The organism is Ruegeria sp. YTSA064, assembly GCF_059610325.1.
This window is the reverse complement of the sequence record NZ_JBXWNK010000010.1, coordinates 99235-125350: the sequence shown is the minus strand read 5'-3', so window position 1 is coordinate 125350 and position 26116 is coordinate 99235. Positions and strand designations below refer to the sequence as shown.

The following is a 26116-nucleotide window of genomic DNA, read 5'->3' as shown; positions in this document are numbered from 1 at the left end:
GTTGCCTGAATCCACGGAATCAATTCAGCCGTTCACCGGTTTCCTTGGCGAAATACGACACCTTGCTCATGTCGAAAGCCAGGTTCAACATCTGGCCCGCCTGCGCGCTGGTTTCGGCATGCAGGCGCGCTGTGACCTGCTTGCCCCCCAGTTCCGACACCACATAGGTGTCGGCCCCCGCAGGTTCGACCATATCGACCATGCAGGCCGCCTCTTGCACACCTGCCCCGGCGCGGAAACCGGCCTCGGCGATGTCTTCCGGGCGTAGACCGAGGATGACATCCTGCGGCAGTTCCGGTGCTCGCGCATCGGTTAAGACCAGCGTATCGCCGGTTTCTCGCGTGATCGAAATCTGCGTTCCCGAACCATTGTTCGATGCCTGTGCTGGGATCAGGTTCATCGCCGGAGAGCCCATAAAATCCGCAACGAAAAGGTTGGCCGGGTTATTGTAGATCTCGGCCGGCGTTCCGATCTGCTGCACGATCCCGCCTTTAAGTACGACGATCTTGGTCGCCAGCGTCATCGCTTCGATTTGGTCGTGGGTCACGTAAACGATCGAAGCGTCCAGCGTCTGGTGTAGCTTCTTGATCTCAGTCCGCATCTCGACCCGCAGCTTGGCATCAAGGTTCGACAGGGGTTCGTCAAACAGGAACAGCTTAGGATCACGCACCAGCGCCCGACCCATTGCGACCCGTTGACGCTGACCGCCCGACAATTGGCTTGGGCGGCGGTTGAGCAGCGGTTCGATCTGCAGCAGCGACGCGACCTCTTTCAGCTTGGCATCCTGAGTGGCCTGATCGACCCCACGCACTTTCATGCCGAAGGTGATGTTCTTGGCGACCGACATGGTCGGGTACAAAGCGTAGGACTGGAACACCATCGCGATGTCGCGGTCCTTTGGGCTGACATGAGTCATGTCGTTGCCGCCGATGGACAATGTGCCGCCGGTGATCTCCTCCAGCCCCGCGATGCAGTTCAGCAGGGTGGATTTACCGCAGCCTGAGGGGCCGACAAGCACCAGGAAATCGCCCGGTTCAATCGAGATGTTGATGTCTTTCAGAATTTCGACAGGGCCGTAATTCTTGTAGAGTTTGTTGATATCAAGGATGGGAGCCATGGGTCTTATCCCTTCACTGAGCCAGCGGTCAGGCCGCGGATGAAATACTTACCGGCAACGACATAGACGAGCAGCGTCGGCAGACCCGCGATGATCGCGGCGGCCATGTCGACGTTGTACTCTTTGACGCCGGTGGTGGAGTTTACGATGTTGTTGAGCGCCACAGTCACGGGCTGCGTGCCCGCCTGGCTGAATGACACGCCGAACAGGAAGTCGTTCCAGATCTGCGTGAACTGCCAGATGACGGTCACCACGATGATCGGCAGCGACAGCGGCAGGAAAATCGACCAGAAGATCCGCATGAACCCGGCCCCATCGACGCGCGCAGCCTTGGTCAACTCAGCCGGAATAGTGACATAGTAGTTGCGGAAGAACAGCGTGGTGAAGCCCAACCCATATATCACGTGGACAAAGATCAGACCCGGAATGGTTCCTGCGATTCCCATGATGCCCAGAAGGCGCGCCATGGGCAGCAGAACCACCTGGAACGGGATAAAGCAACCAAACAGCATCAGCGAGAAGATGATATTCGCGCCTTTGAACCGCCACTGCGCCACGACGTAGCCATTCAGCGCACCCAACAGGGTGGAGATCGCGACCGCAGGCACCGCGATCAGGACCGAGTTCCAGAAATAAGGCCGCAGACCTTCACACTGGATACCGGTACAGGCGCCAGACCATGCAGTTTTCCAAGCGTCAAAGCTGACTTCGCGTGGCAGTGAGATCAGCGAGCCTGTGCGTATTTCCTCAAGGCTCTTCAGCGATGTGGTCAACATCACGAACAGCGGCATCAGGTAATACAGCGCGAACAGGCCCAGCAGGACATAAAGCAACCAACGCAGGGCAATTTTGCCAGTGGCGCTTTGGGTACGGGTTTGGGTTTGGGGCATCGACAGATCAGTCATTTTTCGCCCTCAGCTCTGAGTAAAGATAGGGAACCACGATGGCAAAGACGACCAGCATCATGATCATTGCGGATGAAGCCGCCTGACCGATATCGCCGCGCGAAAACGCCATGGCGTACATATAAGTGGCAGGCAAATCAGTCGCGTAGCCCGGACCGCCACCCGTCAGGGCGATGACAAGGTCAAAGCTTTTGATCGCGAGATGCGCCAGTACGATGAAGGCCGAAAGGAAGATCGGGGCCATCGAGGGGATGATGATCGCAGTATAGATGCGCCATGTCGGGATGCCATCGACCTGCGCGGCCTTGATGATCTCTCCGTCCACTGACCGCAGACCGGCCAGGAACAGCGCCATGACGAAACCCGAGCTTTGCCAGATCGCGGCCATCACGATGGTGTAGATGGCGTAATCAGGGTTCACCAACCAATCGAACTCGAAGTTTGCGAAGCCCCAGCCCTGCACCATGGATTCTATGCCCAGACCCGGGTTCAGAATCCACTTCCACGCGGTACCGGTCACAATCATCGACAATGCCATCGGGTAGAGGTAGATCGTGCGGATGGCTCCTTCGACGCGGATTTTCTGATCCAGCAGGATGGCCAGCAACAGGCCCAGTACCATCGCGATGACGATGAACAGCGCGCCAAAGATATACAGGTTGTTGATCGCCGTATCCCAACGGGGCGAGTCAAACAGGCGTTCGTACTGAATGAAGCCCTTGATCTCGTATTTCGGCAGTAGTTTCGATCGGGTTAGCGACACCCATGCGGTCCATCCGATAAATCCGTAGACAAAGATCAATACGGCGATGAACGACGGTGCCAGCACCACCTTGGGCAGGTGGTTTTCCAGCCATTCGGACATTTTAGCCTCCGGGGAAAGATGCTCTGCCCCTCAGTATAGGGGGCAGAGCGTATTGGATCAGTAGCTGTTTGCTACCGCGTCCGCCAATTGCTGAACCGCGTCAGCCGAGGACATATCCGAGTTGAAATGTGCGGTCACAACATCGGTGATCGCACCGGACTGCGACCCGCGCAGCGCCATGCCATGGGCGTAAGACGGCAGCAGCGAACCTGCGGCAGATGTCGAACCCATGTCTTCGGCCGACAGGTTGGCACAGATGTCAAAATCTTCCAGACCAACATCGGTCCGCGCAGGGATCGAGCCTTTGTTCAGGTTGAACACTTTCTGGAAGTTCGGTGCAACGATCAGCTTGGCGAGCAGGTCCTGACCGGCTTTCTTGTCATCGCCTTCCACGTCAAACATGGCAAAGCTGTCGACGTTGTACAGATACCCGTCGCCGGGGGTCGAGGCGCACAGGAAATCTTCGCCGGGCTTTTTGCCCGCCGCCAGGAATTCACCCTTGGCCCAGTCACCCATGATCTGGAACGCGGCTTCGCCGTTCATCACCATCGCGGTTGCGAGGTTCCAGTCGCGGCCCGAGAAGTTCTCGTCCACGTATCCGCGCAGGGTACGCATCTGATCAAACGCCTGCACCATGGTGTCCGAGGTCAACGCTTCGGGGTCCAAGTCGACCAGTGCTTTCTGGTAGAATTCAGGTCCACCGACGCCCAGCACAACTGCTTCGAATACGGTGGCGTCCTGCCATGCCTGACCGCCATGAGCCAGCGGGATCACACCGGCGGCTTGCAGTTTTTCGGCAGCGGCATTGAATTCATCCCAAGTGCTGGGCATTTCGATACCGTTTGCAGCCAGAACGTCCGCGTTGGCCCAGATCCAGTCAACACGGTGAACGTTCACCGGAGCCGCGCACCAGGTCCCTTCACACTTCATGTGGCCCGCGATCGACGCAGGCAGGACATCAGCCCAGCCTTCTGCCTCCGCCACGGCCGAGATGTCTGCCAGAACACCTTCTTCATACCATTCCTGAATGGCGGGGCCTTTCAGCTGAACAGCTGTCGGCGCGTTACCGGCCAGAACACGTGCGCGAAGCGCAGTCATGGCCGCATCACCGCCGCCACCTGCGACCGGCATATCGGTCCATGTGCCACCGTTCGAGGCAAACTCCTCCTGCAGAACCGCGACCGATTTCGCTTCACCGCCGGATGTCCACCAGTGCAGAACTTCTGCCTGCGGTTCGGCCACTACCGACGACCCGGCCGCAATGGCAAAGGTCGACACAGTGACAAATGCAAAACGCTTCATATTTGTTCTCCTCCCTGAGAATTCGGTGCCACCCAATGGGCGGCGATGCCCGATATAGCGCTAACAGAATGCCGCATGGCAACGCAGAATGCAGAGCAATATCCTGACAAGGCGGAAATTTTCACCGCTTTTGTTACCGCGTGTTACTTTGGGCTTGAATCCGTTTCCATTCGTTACAATTGGCGGCGGCGGAGGAAGTTTGAGAGGAGGATTAGAGTGGGTATTCCCCGGCTCTTGGTGGTGGACGACGATTCTGAGATGCGTTCGATGATGACCCAGTTCTTTCAGCAGAACGGGTATATAGCGCTGCCCGCCAGTTCGGAAAGTGAAATACGCACGCATCTGACCTCGGGTCGGATCGACCTGATCTTGTTGGACGTGATGCTGGGCGATGAAAACGGCGTTGAGATCTGTGCCCGCTTGAGGGCCGAACAGGATGTGCCGATCATTCTGGTCTCGGCCCTGTCGGCAGATCACCAACGAATGGCGGGATATGAAGTTGGCGCGGATGACTACATTGCCAAGCCGTTCAACCCGCAGCTTCTGCTGGCCCGCGTCCGTGCTGTGATGCAGCGCGCGCAACGCACCCCTTCGCTGGCTTATCGCCGCCGTACCCGTACATTTCACTTTGCCGGCTGGGTCTTTGACGGCAAACGGGACGAGGTACATTCGCCCGACGGCTATTTAGTCTCGCTTTCACAGCGCGAGACCGCCCTGCTGAAAGTCTTGCTAGCAAATCCGCACATCCCGCTAACCCGGGATGAGATCGCCACCGCGCTTGATGTCACCGGCGAGGCTGACAAGCCCGAGGCGCAAGGCCGCGCCATCGATATGTTGGTTGGGCGACTACGCTCTAAAATCGAGGCTAATCCGAAAGAGCCTCAGATGCTGCGCACTGAGCGTGGGGTTGGGTACATATTTACCGCCGACATTTCGGTAGATGAGGACGCATGACATTGCGCCTGCGCAGTTTTGGTTGGGTCTGGACGCTGTCAGCCTTCGCTGCAGGGATGTTGGCAACCGTATTGTGGTTCACCTCTGCACAGGCCTGGAACCGTTTCCAAACTCAGGCATTTGTTGCGGGATTCACCGTATACGAGGATTTGCGGACGGGGATGGCACCGCCACCCGGCTTGCTGATCAATCCCTTGCCGGCCAAGGCCGCCGCACTTGCCGATAGGGGAGAATTCCAACAAATGCCGGGCTTTTCGGATCGCCGCTTTGTCACCAATCTGTCGATCCTGACCGACAGTTCAGCCCCTCTGAGTGGACGCGAACTGACGCTAGCGGTATTGTCTGATCGTCTGGTCTATCCGGTCTCGGATATCGTGTCGGGCAACGATCAGACCGGGCCCGAGAAGATGGGCAATCTGACGCGCCTGCTTGCGACCTATTGCAGCGAACCCATCCTGATCGCGCAATTCGGGCGCGGGGTTTGGCAGCAGGTCGATGGCACCGAAATCTGGGGCTGCAAAGCTGCGCCGATTGATCTGCGCCTGCCCGCGATATTGCTGGGAATAGTCGCGCTGGCCGCGTTGCTGACCTCGGTCGGGAATGTCTCAGACAGCTTCACGCGCTTTGCACAGGCACTTGGTGACCGCAAACGTCGCGGTGGGCCACAAAGTTATGATGCGGACGGGCCGGAAGAGCTGCGCGATATCGTGGCTGCGGTGAATGATCACCTTGAGGCTGAACGCGCGCAGCTAGAGAAACGCGCCATTGTGCTGTCGGGTGTTAGCCACGATCTGGGTACGCCGGCAACGCGTGTCCGGCTGCGTGCCGCCCTGATCGACGATGCCGAATTGCGCGAGAAGCTCGAAGCAGACGTGGATCAGATGACCGGCATGATCGAAAGTGTACTAACCTATACAAGGTCCGAGCTCAGCGTTGAAGAACCGCGGCAGATCTCGTTGACCTCACTGGTCGAGTCACTGGTCGCCGACTATCAGGATATGAACTTGCCCGTATCTTTGAAAGCAATTGAACCTGTGGCTGTCGAAGGTGCGCCGTCATTGTTCATGTCGCGCCGGGGGCACGGATCGCTGCCTGAGACACGGCGCATTCTGGTGATGGGTCGACCAATCTCGTTGAGGCGGGCGCTGTCAAATCTGATCGACAACGCCTTGAAATATGGGCGCCGGGCCGAGGTTGAGCTGGAAACCGATGCTCAATCCGCCACGATTATTGTCGAAGATAAAGGCACCGATTTGTCGGTTGATGATATCGAGGCATTGCTGGCCCCGTTCCAGCGTGGGTCAAACATCGGTTCGTCAGATGGCTTTGGGCTTGGCCTGACCATCGCACGCACCGTTGCCGAGCAACATGGCGGATCGCTGAGCTTTGAGGCCGGAGACCAAGGCTTGCGCGCTTGCCTGCAGATCACCCGGCAATAGATCAGGGCGAATAGCTGCGTACCAGCGCGCTTGCGATCAAAGCCCAACCATCTGCAATCACGAAAAATGCCAGTTTGAACGGCAGGGAAACCGTAGCCGGAGGCACCATCATCATACCCATCGACATCAGGACCGCCGCAACAACCAGATCGATGATCAGGAACGGTAAAAATATCAGAAACCCGATCTGAAATGCCCGTGCAATCTCCGACAGCATGAATGAAGGCATCAGAACGGACAGCGGTGCCTCGGATGACGGCTGCAAATCCGCGCCATCTGGTCGCAATGCTGCCATCGCCTGGAACGTATCGACATCCAAACGCGCCGCCATGAAGCTACGAAACGGCACCAACGCGCGTTCCAGCGCGGGCTCCACGTCTATTGTTTCCTCGACCAATGGCTGGATGCCGACTTCCCACGATTCGGTAAAAACCGGCTCCATGATGAAATAGGTCAGAAACAGCGCCAGACTGACAATCAGCATGTTGGGCGGCGATTGCTGCAACCCAATCCCTTGCCGCAGTATCGCCAATACAGTGATCAAAAACGGAAAACAGGTGATCATGATCGCCAGTCCCGGTGCCAGACTGAGCACCGTGATCAGTAGGATCAGCTGGATGGTCCGGGCCGAGATCGACCCGCCCTCACCCAGCGATAGCGACAATTCCTGCGCCGCGCCGCTGGTGGGAATCACCAGCAATAGCGACAGCCAGAACAGGTGGCGCATCATCCGATCCCGTTCTGCAGGTCAGAGATTTCGGTCAGCCGTACAGCCAGTTGCCCGGCCTGATCTCCTTCCATTTCCTCCAGCAGCCCACGCGCGACCAATTGGTCCCCGACATACAGGTCGACGGGGTCTTCAATGCGTTTGTCCAGCGTCAGAACAGCGTTTTCGCCCATGTTCAGCAGATCACGGATCAAAGGTCGCGCCCGACCAACCGAAACTGTGACTTCGATCGGAACCGCTTCGAACGGATTTGGCTTTTCGGATTTCGGAGCTTGGGGATCACTCATTTGACAGAGCCTCTTTTGCTTCAAATAGATAGGCGTCGAAAGATGCGGCAATGGACGCGAGCAACGCGGTACAATCCACCTCTCGATAGGCGGTGCCCACTTGCAAACGCGCCTGTCCCGGCTGCAGAGTTGGATCCTCGACGACTTGTGGCAACGGCGTGAGATCTTGTGGGAGAACCGCCTGAACCTGATCGGCGGCACCGTCCGGAACGGTAAGTAGCATCGGCTGTCCGATCTGTTCCCGGGCCATCTCACAAAGCTGTTCAGTCAATCTGGCGGGTAAACCCCGTTCGACGGTTTCGGGCAAAACCACCTGTATCAGGCTCTGAAACATCGGCTCCAGCGACAATGTCATCCGGGTTAACGCCTCCTGATAGGTAAACGACAGGTCTGCTAGCGCTGCAGACAAGTCAGAGCTGAGCTGCGCCCCACCCTGTTCCTGCGCCTCGACCGCATCTTCCCAACCGGCACCATAGCCTTGCTCAAAGGCCGCAAGGCGTTGTTCTTCCAATGCCTCTTCATCCAAGAGATGAACGGCGACACCTGCTGCTGGGGCGGTGAAATCCTCAAGGAGATGAGCGATAGACATTACACCTTCTCCTCACCTTCTTCAAGCCAGCTTCGCAGGATCTCAACCGTCTCTTCCTGTTTGTCACCGATCATGGCGCGCAATCGGTCGACGGGGTCTTCACCATGGGCGCTGGCTATTACCGGAACATTTGTCTGAGCGGCCTCAGGAAGTGATGTGAACTCTTGCGCATCACCATTTGCGATCTCTCCCGTCAGGTAAGTTGCAGGGTCCGCTTCCGGCGGTATGCCTGCCGGAAGCAACGCAGGTGCAGCAGATTTTGTCAAAATGGGTCGTATGACAAACAGACCCAAAACAAGGGATACCAGTGCCAAAACGAACATCTGAACCAGCGACATGGCATCAAGATGAATCTTCTGCCAGACCGACGACGACACCAATGTACCCTGCGGCTCAACAACAGGCAGATCAAGCGATTTCAGGGTAATGACGTCACCGCGTTCGGCATCATAACCTACGGCCGAGGAAACGAGTTCCTCCAACGCGCCAAGCTCTGGCTGCGGAATGGGTTCAAATCGTTCGACACCTTCCGCATCAACCGTTCGGGCACCGTTGACCAGCACTGCAACGGTCAGACGTTTGATGGCACCCGGCGCGCGGTGAACCTCAAGTTCGGTCTCAGAAACCTCATAATTCACCCGCTCGCGGGTCTGGGTGGCATTTGAATTGGATTCGTCCCCGCCAGCGCCATCCCCATCCGGCAGATTTGATGCCACGGTCACGTCTGCAGACTGATTTCGCGCACTGTCAGACCGTTCTTCAACATCCGTACTGATCGCTACGCGACCTTTAGGATCGAAGCGGCGTTCACGGATCGACTCGGTTTCGGTCACCGTATCCACGCTGACCTCGACCACGGCATTACCTGCCCCGACGCGTGCTTCGACAAGTCGAAGAACTTTTTCCCGCAACTGGCGTGCTTTATCGTCTGCAGTATCAGCGGCCACGGTTGATTCCTGCGCTCCGATCACAGCGCCGTTCGAATCGATTACGGTGACGTTTTCTGGTGCAAGCCCGCTGACTGCTGACGCCACCAGAAACCGGATCGCCTTGGCCTGATCTCCTGTGATCTGCGCACCCGATGGCACCAAATATACCGAAGCGGTCGGCGCAACACTACGTTGAAACGGGTTGGCCGAACCGTTGGCGATGTGTACGCGTGCCTGGCTGACATATGAGCTGCCGACAATCGTGCGGGCCAACTCGCCCTCTTTTGCCCGCCAATAAGCAGCGTCAAACATCTGCGACGTCGTGCCAAATCCACTGAGTGAGTCCAGCAACTCGTATCCGCGGTTGCCGTTTGCTGGCAGTCCTTCACTGGCCAGCGTCATGCGCAACTCATCCCGTTGCGAGCCCGGTACATAGATCGAACCACCCCGAATTTCATACGCAACACCGCGCTGATCCAGCGATCGCACGATATCACCCGCCGCACCGCTTTCGAGACCTGAATATAACAGCGTCATCGACGGTGCCGTCGCAATCCGTGACATCGCAAGCACGCCCAGAAACACCAGCACTACCGCACCGGCCACGAAAATTTGTTTGCGCTTGTCCAAACTTGCCCAGACAGTTCCGATCTGCTGCACACTCACCTCCGACTCACCGACATTCTGCTCGGCTCAACCCCTGTTTGGACGATTGCCCTTAACAATCGGTTAGTCCCTGCGGGGTTATGACAGATGCCGAACAGATTCATGAGGACGGCATGACCGACGCAACAGCTGACGAAGTGGAAACCCCTAAAAAATCAGGAAAAAAGGGCCTGATTCTTGGGATGATTCTGGCCTTGGCAGGCGGTGTTGGTGGCTATTTCATAACCGCCTCTGGCTTGCTGCCAATTGGTAGCGGTGCCGAAGCAAAAGAAGAAGATAGCAAAAGCAATGAAAAGCCAGCGACGGCGTTGCCAGACGTAAGCTTTGTTGATCTGCCGCCGGTGATCGTTTCGGTCAATGCAGGCGGCTCGCGGCATCTCAAGTTCCATGCACAACTCGAGGTGAACGCGGGCTACGCCGCCGAAGTTGAAAAGATGCAGCCGCGAATCATGGATGTGCTGAACAGTTATCTGCGCGCGGTCGAGCTGAACGACCTTGAAGATTCACTCGCCTTGGTGCGCATCCGTGGGCACCTGCTGCGACGTATAGGAATTGTCGTGGGTGACGGCCGTGTGCGCGACGTTCTGGTGACAGAATTTGTATTGAATTAGGAGGCGAAGGTGGAACTGATTGCCGATATTCTGCTGGTAGCAGGCGCGCTTGGGGCAGGACTGTACTGTTTCATTTTGGCGCGTCGTTTGCGTCGATTTACTGATCTTGAAAAGGGCGTGGGTGGTGCGGTTTCCGTTCTTTCGGCCCAAGCGGAAGAGCTGCGAAAATCGCTTGATTGCGCCCGTCAGTCTTCCGACGAGTCCGGGGTTGCCCTGCAGACTTTGACTGAACGGGCGGAGTCGGTAGCGCAGCACCTGGAACTGATGATGGCCTCAATGCACGATGTCGTACAGGAAGACCAACCAAGCCCTGAGCAGCCCGAAGAGCACGCGCAGGAAAAATCTGACCCCATATCCCTAAAACCCGTAACAAAGCCCGAGGGCTTGATGTTCTTTCGGCATGCTGCAACGTCAGGCGGGTCAGGCGGGTCAGGCCAATGATCCGTCAAAGAAAAAAGAATTCTGACCAGCGCCCGCGCGGGGGAGTTCTGACCGTCATCTCCTTGCTGATGATCGGGTCTGCCATCATTCGGATCGGGCTTGAGGCTGGGCCTGCGGTGGCGCGTGGGACTGATCCAGCATTGGCAGCGCAAATCAAGTCGGAGCGCATTGAGACCAGCGCTGCGGATCTGCAAGTTTTGCTAACAGAACTGCTAAGCCGCGAAGTCGAACTGAATCAGCGGGAGAGCATGATTGTCGACCGAGAACACGCGCTGGACATCGCAGATCAGGCTATTGAGACCCGGTTGGCCATGCTGCAGGAAGCCGAAGAGTCGCTGCGTGAGACCGTCGCTATTGCCGAAACAGCCGCCGAAAGCGACCTGACGCAACTGACTGACGTTTACCAAAGCATGAAACCAAAGGATGCCGCGGCCTTGTTCGAAACGATGGATGCAGTATTCGCCGCCGGATTTTTGTCACGCATGCCACCGGAGGCTGCCGCCAATGTGATGGCCGGTCTCAGCCCCGAGGCCGCCTATGGTATCAGCGTCATCATGGCTGGGCGCAACGCCCGCGCCCCACAGGAATAATGCTGATGGGCAACCATTTCTCCCACCTTAACGCCGGAGATCACTTATGATCGGACTCATCGGAATTGCTGTTATCTTCGTCATGGTTTTTGGCGGATATCTCGCCGCTGGCGGCAAGATGGCAATTATCATGAAGTCATTGCCGTATGAAATGATGATGATCGGAGGCGCCGCGATTGGTGCTTTTATGATCAGTAACGACATGGGTGGGGTCAAACACACCGCGAAAGATATTGGCAAAGTGTTCAAAGGCGCGAAGTGGAAGCCCGAAGATTATCGTGATCTGCTTTGCCTGTTGTTCTCGTTGATCCGGATCGCGCGCGCAAACCCGGTTGAGGCCGAGCAACACATCGAAGAGCCTGAAAACTCGTCGCTTTTCTCAGCTTATCCCAAGATCAAAGCCGACAAAGAAGCCGTGGATTTGATCTGCGACACCATGCGCTCAGCCGCGATGAACTATGACGACCCGCACCAAGTCGAAGAGGTGCTTGAAAAACGGATGGAGGCAAATTTCCATCATGCCATGCACTCGAGCCATGCCTTGCAAACCGTTGCCGACGGCCTGCCCGCCCTTGGTATCGTTGCTGCGGTTCTGGGCGTTATCAAAACCATGGGTTCGATCGACCAGCCGCCAGAGGTGCTGGGAAAACTCATCGGCGGAGCGTTGGTCGGCACTTTTCTGGGCGTTTTCCTCGCTTATGGTTTGGTCGGTCCATTTGCTGGCAAACTGAAAGCTGTGGTTGAAGAAGACAACCATTTTTATCAACTCATCAAGGAGGTTCTGGTCGCGAATCTGCACAATCACAACGCTGCGATGTGCATCGAGGTCGGACGCCAAAACACGCCAACCCACAACCGCCCCAATTTTTCAGAGCTTGAAGAGGCCTTGAAAGAAATCAAACAGGCGGTCGCATGATACGGGCTTTGACATTAATTTTATTGGCCCTTGGCACCAGTGTGTCAGCGCAGGTTCTGCGTGTTCGCTCGGGCGAACACGATGGATACACGCGTCTGGTGATACAAGTGCCCGCCGGCACCGATTGGGTTATGACTCCAAACGAACGCGGTGCTGATCTGAATATTGCTATCAAAGGCGCCACATTCGATACCGGAACCGTATTTGACCGGCTGACCAGCAAAAGACTTCAATCTCTAACTCAGGCTAGTTCAGGTGGAGCTCTGAAGATGGTCTTTGGATGTGAATGTGTCGCCACCGCATTTCTGCATCAACAAACTATGGTGGTCGTGGACATCTCGCCCGGTAAATTCATTCCGGTTGCAGTTCCGAAAATCGACGTGGTGACAGACCTTCACCCGGACATCGCAAAGCAAGCTCCGCCTCCAGTACAAATCCCTGCAACTGCGCTGGCGTTACCCTTGTTGCAAATGAGTCATCGAAACTTTGAGGACGAGCTGATATCCCGCATATTACAAAGCGCAGATCGTGAGGTTATTGACCTCACACTTGCTGGTGTTGGGCGCAGACAATCCGCTCGTTTTGGACCTTTAAGAACTTCAAGCGCACAAGCGCCCAACTTACGATTGTCTTCGGTTCTGGACGACGCCCGGGGTCTCGAAAATCTGGCACTTCCGGATTTCGATGCAAAATTTGAATGTATCACCGATGCTGAGATGGATTTCGACTCTTGGGCAGGCCCCGAACCATTTGTGGAGCAGGTAGCGCAACTGCGAACGGGGCTATTCCAGGAAATTGATCGACTCGATCAGGAAAAGGCCCTGAATCTGGCCAAGCTGTACACATATTATGGATTCGGAGCCGAAGCGCTGCAGGTGTTAGATCTGCTGCCAGGACCGACAGCAGAGCAACAACGTATTTCGGCGATGGCGTCTACTCTCGATGGTTTGACTGCGTCTGAACCGCACTCATTCGAAGGTCAACAAAGCTGCGAAAGCGCTGCAGCGCTATGGGCACTTCTGGCCGAGGAGAAATTGGCACCGGAGGCACAGCTGAACATAATCGAGCAAGCATTCAACCGGCTTCCCGAACACCTTAGGCGGCAACTCGGGTCGACTCTGGCAGACTTGCTGGCAACAACCGGGCGGCTGGAAGCAGCGCGGCGTATTTTGCGTTCGGTCGACAGAGTGATGACCGCTGAAACGGCCGACGTGACCCTGACCAAGGCCACGATCGCCGATGCCGAAGGCAATGCACATACCGCGAGTGCTCACTTGACTGAAGTCATAGCCACCCCAAGTGCTTCTAGGGAAGCGCCTCTGGCGCTGGCGCGTTTGATCGAAAAAAGATGGGCCGATCGGGGTTCGATACCACCCAAAGATCTCGATTTAGCGGCAGGTTACGCACGTGAATTCAGAAACTCTGAACTCGGGCCCATGATGGCGCGCACTCATGTGCTTGCGTTGTCGATGTCGCAGGAGTTCGATGGTGCCATGCATCATATCCAAAAAGCACCTGACGATAAGGATTGGCGCCGCACGCGAGATCAGGTGCTGCAACTGCTTGCTGAGCGGGCGGATGACATCACCTTCCTGCGCTACATATTCGGACTGAAGGAGAAAACTCGCATTAACCTGAGCCTGGATACGGCCACATCAGTGGCGCAAAGGTTGATCAATCTTGGATTTGCGAGCGCTGCCCGGGAATGGACAGACCCATTGGGCGATCAGAACCATGCTATCGAGCGTGCCCGGATTAGGGCACGTTCAGCTCTACTAAGCGACCATCCTCGCCAAGCTTTGCTGGAATTGTCTGAAGATCCCTCAGACGACGCGCGAGTATTGCGGGCTCAAGCTTTGGCGCGGGTGCAAAACTTCTACGCCGCGGCGGAATTGTTGAGAGAAACTGGTCAGATCGAGGCTGCCGACCGCCTATCCTGGTTGGCGGGCACGAATGAGATTGATGCCGAGGATTCGAATGTCTTCAGCGATCTAAATCGAATCAAAATATCGTTAGATCAACCGATTGAACGGCAATCTGACAAACCTCTGGCAGATGCCAAAACGCTTATTAAGGAGAGCGCCAATGCCCGCGCGCAAATTTCTGATATGCTTGAAATCGTGCAAACAGGCGGATTGAATTGATCGGACCCGCAGTGCCCAGTGGTTATGCTGTTTCAGAGTTGGTCATTCGCTTAACACCTTGGATCAGTCTCTAACATGGCGAATCTCGATCATTTATTTAATTCGGCGTGGCGCCGTATCAACGTGCGGGTGGGTCGTATATCAGGGCAGACAGATTGGAAAAGCTTGACCCGGGTTGGGTCAACTTCAATGTGGCCGCAAGGATCTGGGCGGCCCGATTGCGCCCCACAGCTGGCGCTGCAAATTCGGTGAATTTATCGGTGATCTCCTGTTTGCTCAGGGGATTTTCCTGACCACCGCGCGCGTTGATATCACCTGAATGATAAACAGATCCGTCCAAGGTTTCGATCTCGACATCTGCCCATCGTCCTGCTGGGAAACGGGCAGAGTGACGTGGGCTCTCTTTGACCTTAATCAGCTTTGTAATCTCTGCGACCGTTGGATCAGACAGGCCTTTGCCCAAGATATGTTCTACACCAATGCGACCGTGAACTGCCTGAACCGCTACAGCAAATGGCAACGAGTATTGAGCCTGTGAGGTAGTCAGAGGGTGGTCAGAATACAGACAAGCTGCTTCTTTAAAGCTGTTGATGCGGATGGCTGCGATCTGTTGATGTGTCAGCTTGTGTACCTGCATCAGCATCCGAACACCGTCGATTGATGCATGTGCCCAACGGCAGATTGGATAGGGTTTGATATATTGCTGCTCAACTTGCCAGACCCGGCCAAGATCGTCCCAGAATGGAACAGCCTCTTTCGCCTCGATCGTGATTGCAGGTGCTCCGGTAAATCCGCGCTCGGCCAGGATGGCAGATGACAGCCCCACCAGGGCACCCCAACCGGAACCGTCGTGCAACATTGTTGGATTTGCAATCTCGCGCATCATTTGGCTGCGTGGCCCGTGGAATTCCGCAATCCCCAACGCCTGTCGCAGTTGATCTGGGGCATGACGGCGTAAACGCGCCGCCAAAGCAGCCACGCCCAACGCATTCCAGGCACCGGAAGTGTGATAATCACTGACCGTTGCGTGTAGGGTCAGGCCAGCCCGACCCGCGATTTCATACCCGATGATCATAGCCGCCAGAGCCTCACGACCCGACAGATCCGGGCATTGTTCGGCCAACGCAGCAAGCGCCGGAACAATGGCAACTCCGATGTGGCCTTTGACGGGATTGAACCCGTCATGGGCATCCAGATTATCGGTTTGGCTGGCAGTTGCATAAGCTGCACCTGCAAGACTGGCGCGCCGCCCGTCGAACAGCAACCGAGCGCTAAAATCAGGCTCTGAACTTGCAAAAAGCAACGCTGCTGTATCCCGGGCGATCCCACCGGCCTGCATCGATCCTGCAGCGATCAGAACACCCATCGTATCCAGCAACAAATACGCAGCTGTCTCGCGGGCTGTGTCGGGAATGTCTTCGGCGGTACAGTTCAGAGCAAACTCGGCAACCCGGTCAAAAACGTTGGTCATTTCACTGGCTCCGCAACGGTTTTCGTATCGCGTAATCTGTTTCCGGCGGGGTCGAACGGCGGCTTTGAAAGGAATTTGGCTTTGTGTGGTTTTCCGAGGATGAAGATGTCGACCGTGTCGCCAGGTTTTGCGGCTTTGGGGTTGGCGTAGCCCAGGGCCAGGGATTTGCCGACCGTATACCCATATGCGCCTGAAGTTACCCGGCCAACCGGGGTACCGTCGGGGGTGAAGATCGGTTCACCGCCAGTGGCGTCGGCTTCGTCCGCATCGACCTCGAATATCGAGAGTACCTCGCGCGGGGCGTTATCCTTGACCCGTAGATAAGCATCTTTGTGCAGAAATTCTTTGTCCAACTTGATCAGACCTGACAGGCCAACCTCTTGTGGCCAGTATTCCTGAGAATACTCTCGCCCCCACGAGCCATACCCCTTTTCGATGCGCAACGATCCCAACGCGCGACCGCCAACCGGGCCACCGCCTAGGTCTTTTGCAGCCTCTAATAGCGCTGAATAGAGGCTGGTTTGATCTGATTCCGCGCAATGCAGCTCCCACCCCAGATCGCCAGTAAAGCTGACACGGATGGCCAGGCAAGCGATACCGGCCACCTTGATTGTGCGCGAGCGCATAAAGCGGAACGTGTCGTTTGAAAGGTTCGCATTGGTCAGACGCTGTAACAATTCGCGCGACTTGGGCCCAGCCACGTTGAAGCCTGCGATGCGATCGGTGGCGACCTCGAACGTGGTGCCTTCGGGCAAGTCGATCATGTTGAAAAACCGCTGATGATAACGCTCGGCCATACCCGAGCCGATCATCATATATTCTTCATCAGCTATCTTGGTGATGGTAAAGTCACCAGCCACGCCACCGCGAACCGAAATCAGGGGCGTCAGACACGAACGACCAACCTCGGCCGGGACCTTGTTGGCCACCAGACGATCCAGCCAGTCATAAGCACCTGGACCTTTCACGACGTAATTGGCGAAGTTGGAGATGTCGATCACACCCACATGATCGCGCAGCATCTGCACCTCGCGGCCCACCGGTTCCCACCAGTTCTGACGAGTGAACCCATTGGTTTCCTGCAAACCGGGCTGATCTGCAAACCACAGCGGATGTTCCCAGCCGCAGTTCAAGCCAAAGACCGCACCCATATCCTTTTGCATTTCATAGGTGAGGCGGACACGCGCGGGGCGTCCCGCGCTGCGCTCCTCATTGGGGAAATGGATGGCGAAACGGTGAGTATATACATCCTCAACCCGCGCCTTGGTAAAGGCCTTGTCGGCCCAGTCACCGAACCGAGCTAGATCCCAGGCGAACATGTCGTATTGCGGCTCGCCTTCTATCATCCATTGCGCAGACAGCAGACCCAGCCCGCCCGATTGCGAGAAGCCGGGAATGATGCCGGTGCAGCAGAAATAGTTCTGCAGCTCGGGCACGGGGCCCCAGATTGCGTTTGAATCAGGAGACCAGATCATCGGCCCGTTGATCACCCGTTTGACACCCGCCGTGGCAGCGACCGGTACCCGTTCTGTGGCGCGGATGACATTTTCCATGATCCGGTCCAGATCGTCTGGGAACAGGTCATGGGCAAAATCCAGCGGCGTGCCGCTTTCGGCCCAAAACCGCATGTCTTTCTCGTAGGCGCCGATCAGAAGGCCGTTGCCTTCCTGGCGGAAGTAATATTCTCCATCCCGGTCAGCGATCGACGGTAGGCGGCGCCCCAGATTAGCCACTTCGTCGATGGCTTCAGTGACGAAATACTGATGCTCGGTCGGTTGCAGTGGCAGTTCGATGCCCGCCATTGCAGCCACTTCGCGCCCCCACAGGCCCCCCGCATTCACAACCCATCGAGTGTGAATGTCCCCCTTATCCGTGCGCACGATCCAAGAGCCATCGGATTGCTGTTCAGTCCCTATTACAGGGCAAAACCGCTCAATTGTGGCCCCCATTGCCCGCGCACCCGCAGCGTAGGCGTGGGTAACCCCGGACGGATCGACATTGCCGCCATCGGGTTCGAACATGATGCAACGGATGTCGTCAAACTGCGCCAACGGGTGAAGTTCACTCGCCTGTTCGCGGCTGATCTCATAAAAGTTCAAACCGTAGAACCGGGCTTTTGCCTCCTGCAGACGTAGCTGATGTTCGCGATCTTCGGTTTGCGCCAGATACAACGAACCAGATTGGAAAACCCCGCAGCCCTGCCCGGTTTCCTTCTCCAGCTCTTTGTACAGGTTCATCGTATAGTGCTGGATGCGGGTGATGTTGTTGTTGTCATGCAGGCCGTGGATGTTCGCTGCCGCATGCCAAGTCGAGCCCGAGGTCAGCTCATCGCGTTCCAACAGAACCACGTCGGTCCAACCAAGCTTGGCCAAATGATAGAGGATTGAGCAGCCAACCAATCCTCCTCCGATCACGACGGCCTGAGCGTGGGTCTTCATGGTCTGATCTCCTGTCTGCGAACCTAGTGCTCTCAGGAAAGTCAGCCACAGCCATATGTCAGGTTATGCTCTGTTCCCGACGCGAAATGTCGGGAACAGAACCTGAATGACCGGTTTTGATCAATAAGGGGCCTCGACATCGTTCATCGAAACGTAAACTGTCTTCATCTCGCTGAAGTGATTGATCGCCAGTTTCGAGTTCTCGCGCCCCACGCCCGACATCTTGGACCCACCGAACGGAGCCTCAACCGGGGCGAGGTTATAGGTGTTGATATAGCAAGTGCCAGCTTCGAACCCCGCCACAATTCTATGGGCGCGGGTCAGGTCATTGGTGAAGACACCGGCAGCCAGACCGAATTCGGTATCATTGGCACGCGCCAGCACCTCTTCTTCGGTTTCAAAATCCAGCACCGACATCACAGGTCCAAAAATCTCTTCTCGTGCGATTGTCATATCGTCGGTGACGTCGGCAAAAACTGTGGGCTGCATGTAGAACCCGTCACCTGCGATCCTGACGCCGCCGTAGACCAACCTCGCACCCTCGGCTTTACCTTTTTCGACATAGCCCAGCGCAATATTCATCTGGTTTTCGCTGACCATCGGGCCAAAATTGACCTCCTCATCCAGCGGATCACCAATTTTCGCGGTGGCCAGACGATCGGACAAACGCGAAAGAAATGCTTCCTTGATACCCTTTTGTACAAAGACGCGCGTGCCGTTGGAACAAACCTGCCCCGAAGAATAGAAATTGCCCAAGATCGCACCCGAGACCGCATTGTCGAGATCTGCATCATCGAAAACGATCATCGGGGACTTCCCGCCCAGCTCCATGGTGACGTGTTTCATGCCATCGGCTGCCGCCGCATAGACTTTGCGGCCTGTTGGAACCGACCCTGTCAACGAGACCTTGGCTACGCGCGGATCGGTAACCAGGCTGGCCCCGACATCTCCATAGCCTTGCACCACGTTGTAGATACCTTTTGGCGCGCCCGCCTCGATCAAGATTTCGGCCACCTGTAAGGCCGACAGAGGCGTGGTCTCGGACGGTTTGAAAACCATCGCATTGCCACAAGCCAGCGCTGGGGCACCTTTCCAACAGGCGATCTGGGTCGGGTAGTTCCATGCGCCAATGCCGACACAGACACCCAATGCCTCGCGGATCGTATAAACGAAATCCCCACCCCCTAGTGGGATATGTTCGCCGGTCAGAGACGCTGCCAAGCTACCGAAATATTCCAAAGCATCTGCGCCGCTGGTCGCGTCCGCCACAAGTGTTTCCTGCAGTGGTTTGCCGGTGTCGTGGGTTTCGAGAATAGAAAGCGCCCGATTGCGATCCCGCATGATGTCTGACGCACGCCGTAGGACCCGGCCCCGTTCCGTGCCCGACATGGCGGCCCAGCTTGCCTGAGCCGATTTTGCACTGTTTAGAGCCTGTTCTACGATTTCAGGTGTTGCAGAATGCAACCGCGCGATAACTTCACCGGTGGCTGGATAGATAACGTCGATTGGGGTGCCTCTGGTATCTTCAACATATTCGCCGTTGATGAAATGGCTGGCCTTGGGCTGAAATTTCATGCCGAATCCTTCTCTTTTCGGATCACCCCTGTGCAAGGGGAGGTGTGTGTTGCCGACAGAATTAGCTTTCATTGATTGACCAGTCAATAAATCCAGTGATTGGCAGGTTCTCGCCGAATCCAAATGGCCTTCTCTTGAAATGAAAGGCTAATGTTCTATTTATGTTCTACACAGTCAGAGGATAACCCCGATGGCCCAGAACATGCGAAAAGCCGCACTTGGCGGCACGTCAAACGATTATCACCTGTTGCCTGTGACAGATCGGCAGATGCGCTATGCCCGCGCGATTGCACAAAAGTCCGCGCTTGAGATTCCTGTCGAAGCGCAACACGACCGTAAATCACTATCAGACTGGATATCGGCCCATAAGCCGCATGACCCGTCGCCTTTCGCAAACTACCCAACGGGCAAGCAGGTTGCGTTTGCGGAGCGTATTTCGCGCACTAAACAGCGTCCGATCCCATCCGAGTGTTTCCGCGACAGACAATTGATGTCTCGATGGATCGATCACAACAAATAAGCTGGTCTACTTGCTATGGCTGCGCGCGTATAGCGCCACGGCTGCGGCTACAAACATGCCCAACAGGATATAGCCCGTAACCGCCTCGGCCACGGCCAACCCACGGCATAGGCCTGTTGGGGACATGTCGCCATATCCGACCGTGGTGAAGGTAACGTACGAAAAATACAGAATATCTGCCGGTCCTTTGGCGCCGACAACACAATGATCCTCATAGCCAAAGGCACCGTAGACCGCGGCAAATAGGAACGGCACGACCTGAATGAAGGACACCCCCATCAAAAACAGTATCCTGCGCGGGGATTTCACCTGGGTTATGTAGTAGTAGGATTGAGAAACCATCCAGACCACTAGCCCAACCGATGCAATCGTACCGATCGTGTCACCTGCGGTGGTTTCATTCAGACGCGACAAACCGTACCAAGCGAGGAAACTAGCCAGAACCAACCCTAAGGCTGCCAATAGGGTGGATTTCCATTCTTCCAGGGTTCTGGGTTCGTGAGTCACATTCCGCTCCATCAGGCAGGCCCAAAGGCATCATCCGTTTTTCGACATAGCCTGCAAGATGAATTCAATCTGACCCCAGATGTTCCTCACCTCGCGTGCGGGCCAGCTGGATTTGTCTCTGCCGTTCGCGAAACCGTGCCTTGTCCTGTTGGGACGTCTCATCGACACACCGGTGGCAAGAGACACCATGTTCGTATTCAGGGCGCTTTACATCTTCAGGCAGGATTGGGCGGCGGCAGCCATGGCAAAGCTTGTGTGGGCCTTCGACCAGCCCATGACCAACTGAAACGCGATTGTCGAAGACAAAACACTCACCCTGCCACGTGCTGTCTTCGCGTGGCATCTCCTCGAGATAGCGCAAGATGCCACCTTTCAGGTGGTAGACATCCTCGACGCCCTGTCCCAGCAGATAATTAGTGGACTTCTCACATCGAATTCCGCCGGTGCAGAACATGGCGACACGCTTGTTGTGAAATCTCTCTTTGTTTTCTTCCCACCAAGCTGGGAAATCGCGGAAACTTGCCGTGTTTGGATCTATTGCGCCTTCGAACGTGCCGATTGCAACTTCATAGTCATTGCGCGTATCGATCACCACCACATCGTCCGAGCGGATCAGATCGTTCCAGTCCTCGGGCTCAACATAGTTTCCGACACTGGCACGTGGGTCGACATCGGGCTGCCCCATCGTCACGATCTCTTTTTTCAGACGCACCTTCATCTTACCAAATGGTGGGTGGTCCGCGGTTGCCTCTTTCCATTCCAGATTGTTGCAACCCGGAAGCGCGCGGATATGCGCCAGCACCGCATCAATCCCAGCGCGGGGGCCGGCTATGGTGCCGTTAATCCCCTCTTGCGCCAGCAACAGGGTACCTTTGACCGATTGCGCTCGGCAAAGCTCGTGCAAGGCAGGGCGCAACGCGTCAGGATCAGGGAAGCGTGTGAAATGGTATAGGGCAGCGATTGTGTACATGTGCGCGATCTAATGCGCCTGATGAAAACACACAAGAGACAGCATTGACGATCCCTGCTGCGCGCCATACCGATTATGTAACTGAAGGAGACCAACATGTCCCACGCGCTGCTCGTTATCGATGTTCAGAATGATTTCTGCCCGGGAGGTGCACTCGCCGTTGCGGGTGGCGATGAAATCGTCGCTCCGATCAACGCGATCATGGACGATTTCGATGCGGTGATCCTGACGCAAGATTGGCATCCGGCGGGGCATTCGTCTTTCGCCAGCTCACATGACGACAAATCCCTGTTCGAAATGATCCAGATGCCCTACGGCGCACAAGTCCTGTGGCCTGATCACTGCGTTCAAGGCTCGGATGGCGCGGCCTTTCACCCGGACCTGCGTACCGATGGCGACCTGATCATCCGAAAAGGCTTTCGCCGCGACATCGACAGTTATTCGGCATTCTTCGAAAATGATCATTCCACTCCGACTGGTCTGAAAGGCTATCTTGAGACGCGCGGGATCGAACAGTTGACGATGGTTGGACTGGCGACAGATTTCTGCGTCCATTATTCGGCGGTAGATGCGGCACATCTTGGATTTGACGTTACTATCAGAACCGGTCTGTGCCGTGCGATAGATATGGATGGATCATTATCAGCCGCCGAGAAATCAATGCGCGAAGCGGGTGTCAACTTGGCCTGAGGATCAATTCGCTGCGCCGTACTCCGCCAGGAGCTTCAGCAACACAAACAAAATCACAGCCAGCCCCAACGCAAATCCCAATCGCCCAACCAGGGTGCGCCGTTCCGGTCGTACCGACTCGGGGCTTTGGGCTTGTAAAGGTCGCGCAGGTGCCGGGCGGAGAACATGACCGGGCTTAGCTGCTCTGATGTGCGCCAGGAAGTGATGAAAATCAAACTCGCCGCAATATTCGCCCTGAACACCCATGTTCCGAATGTTTGCAAAAAGCCGTTTCAGAATTACGACGCGATTCTCGGAATCCTCGGGCCGGTAATATCCGGTGGACCGGTTGTCACTCACCGTATCCAGACTGAAGCCAGATTCCAGAAATATGCGACGTATTTTAGGTGAAGCCGCCCGCAAGGCATCTGCAGTCTTGATATTCCTGAACTGCGCGCGCACCGGGGGTCGCCCTGTTACCGCTGTGTGTCCATGTTCCGGATCAACCTCATCCGGAGCAATCGCTACTATGTCAAAGTCGTACTCGAGACTCATTCACCAAATTCAACCTCTCAACCATCCCCACCCCCTCACTAAAGCGTGAGGGATACTCACAATATGCCCGCAATGTGACTTGTCATGGGCATTGTTACCAATCCAGCGACTCTTGCCAATCAGCGCGCTGATTGATCTAACAACGGAAATCGCAGGAGGTCCCCATGGTCGACATCGCGACGCGGGTCTACAATCACAAATGGAAAATCGACCCAATTGTGCGGTCATTAATAGACACAGACTTCTACAAACTGCTGATGTGCCAGTCAGTGTTTCGTAATAAGCCCCAAACAGACGTGGTTTTTTCGCTCATTAACCGGTCGAATCACATTCCATTGGCCAAATTGATCGATGAAGGTGAGTTGCGTGAACAGCTGGATCATATCCGTTCCCTCAGTCTCAGCCGGGGCGAAAGCACCTGGCTGCGCGGCAATACGTTCTATGGCAAACGGCAGATGTTCCGCCCTGATTTCATGGAGTGGTTCGAAAATCTGCGTCTGCCGCCTTATCATCTGGAACGCAAAGGCGATCAGTATGAACTGACCTTCGAAGGCAAGTGGCACGAGGTCATGTTGTGGGAAATCCCAGCATTGGCTGTGCTGATGGAGCTCCGCTCGCGCGCAGTTCTAAACGGGATGCGCCGGTTCGAGCTTCAGGTGCTGTATGCCCGCGCAATGACACGCGTTTGGGAAAAAATCGCCCAGCTTCGCAACATTGAGGGGCTGGGAATTGCGGATTTCGGTACACGACGGCGGCATTCGTTTCTGTGGCAGGACTGGTGCGTGCAGGCGATGATCGAAGGTTTGGGACCATCCTTCACCGGTACGTCCAACTGCCTGATTGCAATGCGCCGCGAAGTAGAGGCTATCGGCACCAATGCACATGAATTACCAATGGTCTATTCGGCTCTGGCTGAAGATAACGCTGCGCTCGCCCAAGCGCCATATGATGTGCTTAGCGACTGGCATGAAGAACATGACGGTAATCTGCGTATTATTCTACCTGATACCTATGGCACCAAAGGGTTTTTGGACCGCGCTCCCGACTGGCTGGCAGGCTGGACAGGAATACGTATCGACAGCGGCGATCCTGCAACCGGTGCCGAGATTGCAATTGATTGGTGGAAATCTCGAGATGAAGACCCCACTCAGAAACGCATTATATTCTCGGACGGATTGGACGTGGACAAGATTCGCGAGCTGCACGCCCAGTTTGCTGATCAGACTAACGTATCGTTTGGCTGGGGCACTCTGCTGACCAACGATTTTCGCGGGCTTGTTCCAAATGACGCGCTGGCCCCCTTCTCGTTGGTCTGTAAGGCAGTGTCCGCCAATGGCAGACCAACCGTGAAGCTGTCTGACAACCCGGAAAAGGCAATGGGGCCAACAGATCAGATTGAGCGGTACAAGCGGGTTTTTGGCGTCGGAGCGCAGAAAGCGATCGAGGTGATCGTTTAGCCGTGATAGGCGGCAACCGTCTTGAGCTGTGAGAACCCGTACAGCGCCTCGAAGCCTTTTTCGCGGCCGTGGCCGGATTTACCGACACCTCCAAAAGGCAGCTCAACACCGCCACCCGCACCATAGTTGTTGATGAAGACTTGCCCCGACTGCAGCCCCTTGGCCAGTCGCATCTGGCGTGCCCCATCCCGCGTCCAGACGCTGGCGACAAGGCCATAGTCGGTGCTATTCGCTATGCTTAGAGCCTCTTCCGCAGTTTCAAACGGTATCAAAACCTGAACCGGGCCAAATATTTCATCGCGCGCAAGCACATGGTCCGGAGGGACGTCAGCAAAGAGTGTGGGCAGGACATAAGCCCCATTTTCTGGGGCGTTCTCCACGATTTGCCCCTGTCCGGCGACGGTCAAATCTGCGCCCTTCTCAAGAAAACCGTTTACGATCTGTTTTTGCCGTTCCGAGATCAACGGCCCGACGCGCGGATCGTTCATCGCCGGTCCCACGGATAGCTCGCTATATGCCTCCGACATACGGGACTTGATCTGTTGATAAACGCCCCGCTGAACCAGAATGCGAGACGAGGCCGAGCAGGTTTGGCCCGCATTCTGAATGCCCGCATTCACCAGAAACGGAAGGGCCGCATCCAGATCGGCATCATCGAAGACCAGTTGCGGAGACTTGCCGCCCAATTCCAGCGTCACCGGCACCACGTTCCTTCCCGCCGCTTGCTGCACTAACGCGCCCGTCGCGACCGAACCTGTGAATGAGATGTGATCCACACCCGGATGCGCCGAAAGGGCCTCGCCCGCCTCGCCTCCCAGTCCGGGCACCACATTCAAGGCCCCGGGCGGCAAGCCCGCTTGAATAGCCAGATGAGCGAAGGCCAACGCGGTCAGGCAGGCTTCTTCCGCCGGTTTCAGAACGCAGGCGTTGCCCATCGCCAGCGCCGCCCCGACCGAGCGGCCAATGATCTGCATCGGATAGTTCCACGGCACGATATGGCCGGTCACACCATGCGGTTCACGAAGCGTATAGACCGTATAGCCATCAAGATAGGGAATGGTCTCGCCCATCACTTTATCAGCAGCACCGCCGTAAAACTCGCAATACCGCGCCAAGGCAACGGCATCCGCCCGCGCCTGGGTCAGCGGTTTGCCGACATCCATCGCCTCAAGCTGTGCCAGATCATCGACCCGTTCCAGAACCAGTTGCCCCAACCGGGTGAGAACACGCCCCCTTTCCAGCGCGGTCATGCGACCCCATTCATCATCGCGCGCAGATCGGGCGGCCTGCACCGCAGAATCTATATCGCGTTCGTTACCCCTTGCGATCTGGCAGATTTCAGAACCGTCCGAGGGATTAACAAGCGTCAAGCATTGCCCTGACGCAGGTTTTTTCCATTCACCACCAATCAGACACAGGCTGGGATCGAACCAGAGGGGGTTAGACATCAGAAACTCCTAAAGTAGGCTCTA

General features: G+C 56.1%; 25 protein-coding genes. 10 read left to right on the top strand and 15 right to left on the bottom strand.

Features of this window, described 5'->3' with window-relative positions:
• Positions 1-19 precede the first annotated feature (19 nt).
• Genes AC2FI7_RS15980 through AC2FI7_RS15965 form a run of 4 tightly spaced genes read right to left on the bottom strand, consistent with a single transcriptional unit; the run spans position 20 to position 4189 of the window.
• Positions 20-1117 (bottom strand): ABC transporter ATP-binding protein, encoded by a 1098-nt coding sequence (locus AC2FI7_RS15980; RefSeq protein ID WP_010438520.1) that lies wholly within the window; start codon positions 1115-1117, stop codon positions 20-22.
• Between the two features lie 5 nt (positions 1118-1122).
• A complete protein-coding gene (locus AC2FI7_RS15975) occupies positions 1123-2022 on the bottom strand; it encodes a carbohydrate ABC transporter permease (RefSeq protein ID WP_010438517.1) in 900 nt (299 codons plus the stop codon).
• The gene (locus AC2FI7_RS15970) at positions 2015-2887 is read right to left on the bottom strand and encodes a carbohydrate ABC transporter permease (protein WP_010438514.1); all 873 of its coding nucleotides are present in this window, start codon (positions 2885-2887) and stop codon (positions 2015-2017) included. Before AC2FI7_RS15970 ends, AC2FI7_RS15975 begins: the two co-directional genes overlap by 8 nt.
• 57 nt (positions 2888-2944) lie before the next feature.
• Positions 2945-4189: an ABC transporter substrate-binding protein gene (locus AC2FI7_RS15965; RefSeq protein WP_010438511.1), complete on the bottom strand. Its 1245-nt coding sequence runs from the start codon at positions 4187-4189 to the stop codon at positions 2945-2947.
• Positions 4190-4405: 216 nt separating this feature from the next.
• Here AC2FI7_RS15965 and AC2FI7_RS15960 point away from each other — a divergent pair, with 216 nt between their 5' ends.
• Together AC2FI7_RS15960 and AC2FI7_RS15955 are read left to right on the top strand one after the other, a co-directional pair.
• Positions 4406-5143 carry a response regulator transcription factor gene (locus AC2FI7_RS15960; RefSeq protein ID WP_496815748.1) on the top strand — a complete coding sequence of 246 codons (738 nt, stop codon included), beginning with the start codon at positions 4406-4408 and terminating at the stop codon, positions 5141-5143.
• On the top strand, positions 5140-6582 hold the full coding sequence (locus AC2FI7_RS15955) for a sensor histidine kinase (protein WP_010438509.1): 1443 nt from the start codon (positions 5140-5142) through the stop codon (positions 6580-6582). Before AC2FI7_RS15960 ends, AC2FI7_RS15955 begins: the two co-directional genes overlap by 4 nt.
• 1 nt (position 6583) lies before the next feature.
• Here AC2FI7_RS15955 and fliP read toward each other — a convergent pair whose 3' ends face one another.
• Genes fliP through fliF form a run of 4 tightly spaced genes read right to left on the bottom strand, consistent with a single transcriptional unit; the run spans position 6584 to position 9774 of the window.
• On the bottom strand, positions 6584-7312 hold the full coding sequence (gene fliP / locus AC2FI7_RS15950; RefSeq protein WP_010438508.1) for a flagellar type III secretion system pore protein FliP: 729 nt from the start codon (positions 7310-7312) through the stop codon (positions 6584-6586).
• On the bottom strand, positions 7309-7596 hold the full coding sequence (locus AC2FI7_RS15945) for a FliM/FliN family flagellar motor switch protein (protein WP_010438505.1): 288 nt from the start codon (positions 7594-7596) through the stop codon (positions 7309-7311). The genes fliP and AC2FI7_RS15945 overlap by 4 nt, the downstream gene beginning before the upstream one ends.
• Positions 7589-8185, bottom strand: a complete 597-nt coding sequence (locus AC2FI7_RS15940; protein ID WP_010438502.1) for a FliH/SctL family protein — start codon at positions 8183-8185, stop codon at positions 7589-7591. Before AC2FI7_RS15940 ends, AC2FI7_RS15945 begins: the two co-directional genes overlap by 8 nt.
• Positions 8185-9774 (bottom strand): flagellar basal-body MS-ring/collar protein FliF, encoded by a 1590-nt coding sequence (gene fliF / locus AC2FI7_RS15935; RefSeq protein WP_010438499.1) that lies wholly within the window; start codon positions 9772-9774, stop codon positions 8185-8187. The genes AC2FI7_RS15940 and fliF overlap by 1 nt, the downstream gene beginning before the upstream one ends.
• 119 nt (positions 9775-9893) lie before the next feature.
• On the opposite strand from fliF, the gene AC2FI7_RS15930 reads away from it, so the two are divergent.
• The 5 genes from AC2FI7_RS15930 to AC2FI7_RS15910 are packed head-to-tail and all read left to right on the top strand — an operon-like array spanning position 9894 to position 14482.
• Positions 9894-10391: a flagellar basal body-associated FliL family protein gene (locus AC2FI7_RS15930; RefSeq protein ID WP_029621700.1), complete on the top strand. Its 498-nt coding sequence runs from the start codon at positions 9894-9896 to the stop codon at positions 10389-10391.
• Positions 10392-10400: 9 nt separating this feature from the next.
• Complete coding sequence (locus tag AC2FI7_RS15925) at positions 10401-10832, top strand: hypothetical protein (protein WP_496815747.1); 432 nt, start codon at positions 10401-10403, stop codon at positions 10830-10832.
• Positions 10829-11422: a MotE family protein gene (locus AC2FI7_RS15920; protein ID WP_010438488.1), complete on the top strand. Its 594-nt coding sequence runs from the start codon at positions 10829-10831 to the stop codon at positions 11420-11422. The genes AC2FI7_RS15925 and AC2FI7_RS15920 overlap by 4 nt, the downstream gene beginning before the upstream one ends.
• 46 nt (positions 11423-11468) lie before the next feature.
• Positions 11469-12338 (top strand): flagellar motor stator protein MotA, encoded by an 870-nt coding sequence (gene motA, locus AC2FI7_RS15915; protein WP_010438486.1) that lies wholly within the window; start codon positions 11469-11471, stop codon positions 12336-12338.
• A 23-nt stretch (positions 12339-12361) separates the two neighbouring features.
• Positions 12362-14482: a hypothetical protein gene (locus AC2FI7_RS15910; RefSeq protein ID WP_496833501.1), complete on the top strand. Its 2121-nt coding sequence runs from the start codon at positions 12362-12364 to the stop codon at positions 14480-14482.
• A 118-nt stretch (positions 14483-14600) separates the two neighbouring features.
• Here the strand turns inward: AC2FI7_RS15910 and AC2FI7_RS15905 are convergent, their stop codons facing one another.
• The 3 genes from AC2FI7_RS15905 to betB all read right to left on the bottom strand — a co-directional run bounded on the left by AC2FI7_RS15905 (position 14601) and on the right by betB (position 19966).
• A complete protein-coding gene (locus tag AC2FI7_RS15905) occupies positions 14601-15953 on the bottom strand; it encodes an MmgE/PrpD family protein (RefSeq protein ID WP_496815745.1) in 1353 nt (450 codons plus the stop codon).
• Entirely contained in the window at positions 15950-18391 is a 2442-nt protein-coding gene (locus AC2FI7_RS15900; RefSeq protein ID WP_496815744.1) for a GcvT family protein, read from the bottom strand. The genes AC2FI7_RS15905 and AC2FI7_RS15900 overlap by 4 nt, the downstream gene beginning before the upstream one ends.
• A gap of 120 nt (positions 18392-18511) precedes the next feature.
• On the bottom strand, positions 18512-19966 hold the full coding sequence (betB, locus tag AC2FI7_RS15895) for a betaine-aldehyde dehydrogenase (protein ID WP_010438474.1): 1455 nt from the start codon (positions 19964-19966) through the stop codon (positions 18512-18514).
• A gap of 190 nt (positions 19967-20156) precedes the next feature.
• Between betB and AC2FI7_RS15890 the strand changes: the two genes are divergently transcribed.
• A complete protein-coding gene (locus AC2FI7_RS15890; RefSeq protein ID WP_010438472.1) occupies positions 20157-20486 on the top strand; it encodes a hypothetical protein in 330 nt (109 codons plus the stop codon).
• A 6-nt stretch (positions 20487-20492) separates the two neighbouring features.
• Here the strand turns inward: AC2FI7_RS15890 and AC2FI7_RS15885 are convergent, their stop codons facing one another.
• Both AC2FI7_RS15885 and trhO read right to left on the bottom strand, forming a co-directional pair.
• Positions 20493-20993 (bottom strand): potassium channel family protein, encoded by a 501-nt coding sequence (locus tag AC2FI7_RS15885; RefSeq protein ID WP_120981283.1) that lies wholly within the window; start codon positions 20991-20993, stop codon positions 20493-20495.
• Positions 20994-21057: 64 nt separating this feature from the next.
• Positions 21058-21963 (bottom strand): oxygen-dependent tRNA uridine(34) hydroxylase TrhO, encoded by a 906-nt coding sequence (trhO, locus tag AC2FI7_RS15880; protein ID WP_010438469.1) that lies wholly within the window; start codon positions 21961-21963, stop codon positions 21058-21060.
• Between the two features lie 96 nt (positions 21964-22059).
• Between trhO and pncA the strand changes: the two genes are divergently transcribed.
• A complete protein-coding gene (gene pncA / locus AC2FI7_RS15875) occupies positions 22060-22653 on the top strand; it encodes a bifunctional nicotinamidase/pyrazinamidase (protein ID WP_010438467.1) in 594 nt (197 codons plus the stop codon).
• 3 nt (positions 22654-22656) lie between these two features.
• Here the strand turns inward: pncA and AC2FI7_RS15870 are convergent, their stop codons facing one another.
• Complete coding sequence (locus AC2FI7_RS15870) at positions 22657-23187, bottom strand: hypothetical protein (protein WP_010438464.1); 531 nt, start codon at positions 23185-23187, stop codon at positions 22657-22659.
• Between the two features lie 164 nt (positions 23188-23351).
• On the opposite strand from AC2FI7_RS15870, the gene pncB reads away from it, so the two are divergent.
• Positions 23352-24644, top strand: a complete 1293-nt coding sequence (pncB, locus tag AC2FI7_RS15865; protein WP_010438461.1) for a nicotinate phosphoribosyltransferase — start codon at positions 23352-23354, stop codon at positions 24642-24644.
• On the opposite strand, the gene AC2FI7_RS15860 is transcribed toward pncB, so the two are convergent.
• Positions 24641-26092, bottom strand: coding sequence for an aldehyde dehydrogenase family protein (locus AC2FI7_RS15860; protein ID WP_010438458.1), 1452 nt, complete (start codon positions 26090-26092; stop codon positions 24641-24643). The two genes, pncB and AC2FI7_RS15860, sit on opposite strands and share 4 nt — an antisense overlap.
• Between the last annotated feature and the right edge of the window lie 24 nt (positions 26093-26116).